This window comes from Roseateles sp. (assembly GCF_049240545.1).
In the GTDB taxonomy this organism is placed as follows: Bacteria; Pseudomonadota; Gammaproteobacteria; order Burkholderiales; family Burkholderiaceae_C; genus Paucibacter_A.
In genome coordinates, this window is the sequence record NZ_JBMLSK010000261.1 from 1 (window position 1) to 1,638 (window position 1,638).

Sequence of the window (1,638 nt, forward strand, 5' to 3'; positions counted from 1 at the left end):
TCCGTTGCCGCACGGGGAACGCGGCGGAGCACTTGGTTGCCACCCGTAAAGGATGTGCGACGGTTGTTCATGCTGATATGCGAGGGTTGGATACCTCAAGACAGATTTGCGTCGCGGGGCTGCCTTCGCTCTAGGGACTGAGATCGCGCTGCATGCTTGCGCACGCAGGGCCCACCAATAACGTTGTCGAGGATTCCCCAGTGGCCGTGGCTGCGCCGCGTTCCCCCTGCGGCATCGAAGCGGTTTTGCGGTGATGCACCTCCTGACGTGTTGGCCCGGGTCAGGGCCCTGAGTGTTGGTCGCTCGGTTCAGTGCGCTCAGTGCGTTCGGTGCGTTCAGTGCGTTCAGTGCGTTGTGGCAGCGACCGTGCCCATCGGCACACCCTGCCAGCCCGAGGTCTGCACCTGGCGCCCGATGGCCCACACGAAGCCGGCCAGCTCACGCGCCACCGCCACCACCGCCTTGGTCTTCATCACCCGCCGTGCCCCCAGGCGCTTGAACTTCGCGTTCAGCCGCAGTTGCGCTTTCCAGGCAATGTCGGTGACTTCCTTGGGCAGGTGCTCTTGCCGGGTCGCGATGATCGGCGTCACGCGCGGGCTGTGCTGGTCGTGCCAGGCCACCTCCACCAGCATGCGCCGCGCTGCGCTGTTGCCGGCCTTGGTGATGGCCCCCTGACGCCGCTTCGGGCCCGAGGAGTACTCGCCCGGCACCAGACCCACGTAGCTCATCAACTGGCGCGGATTGGCGAATCGCATGAAGTCCTGCAACTGCGCCACCAGCGTCATCGCCGCGATCGGCTGCACCCCACGCAGCGCGTGCAGCGCCTGCACCAGGGGGCGCAGCGTCCACCCGGGCAGGGCATCGCGCAGCGCCTGCTCGAGCCGGCCGATGCGTGCGGTGGCCTCGGTAATGGCGTGCAGGTATTCCTGGAACCCGATCTGCTGCGTGGGGTGGGCCATCTTCAGCGTGGCCAGCCAGCGCAGGTGGGCGGCCGTCCAGGCGCTCTTGCCGGCATACGTGATGCCGTTGCGCAGCAGCAGGGCCTTCAGGCGGTGGCGTGCGTTGCGGCACTCGCGCACGGCGTCCTCGCGCGCGCGCACCAGGTCGCGCACAGCCTCGTCGGCGGCCTGCGGCACGCGCACGGCAGTCAGTTCACCGGCGCGCGCCAGGCGGGCCAGCACGATGGCGTCGCGCCGGTCGGTCTTGACGCGGTCGCCCGAGCGCTTGGGAATCGATGAGGGTGCCACGACGTCGCAGGCCAGGCCCTGCGCTCTGAGGTGGCGCCAGATGACGAACCCGCAGGGTCCGGCCTCGTACACGATGTGCAGCGGCGCACCGCGGCTGATGAGCCGGCGCAGCGCGCGGTCCAACCCGGCCAGATCGCCGCCGATGCGGCCGACGTGTCGGACTTCGCCGTCGCGGCCGGCCTCGGCCAGCGCGATGTCGATGCTGTCCTTGTGCACGTCCAGACCGACGTACACGGTGCTAGATTGGTCCATGGCCCGTCTCCTCGCAGGTTGGCAACGATCCGGCCGACGATCGGCCCGGTGCGTTGGTGTAGCTCGGCAGGCCCTCGGCCTGCAACCTACGGCGTTGCGGGGGACGGGCCGCCTGAACTCACGAAGCCATTCTGTCTAG

General features: G+C 68.8%; 1 protein-coding gene. It reads right to left on the reverse strand.

Annotation, left to right across the window (positions count from 1 at the left end):
• Window positions 1-344: 344 nt before the first annotated feature.
• Window positions 345-1,499: an IS110 family transposase gene (locus tag ACOVRJ_RS17000; RefSeq protein ID WP_422045021.1), complete on the reverse strand. Its 1,155-nt coding sequence runs from the start codon at window positions 1,497-1,499 to the stop codon at window positions 345-347.
• Window positions 1,500-1,638 lie beyond the last annotated feature (139 nt).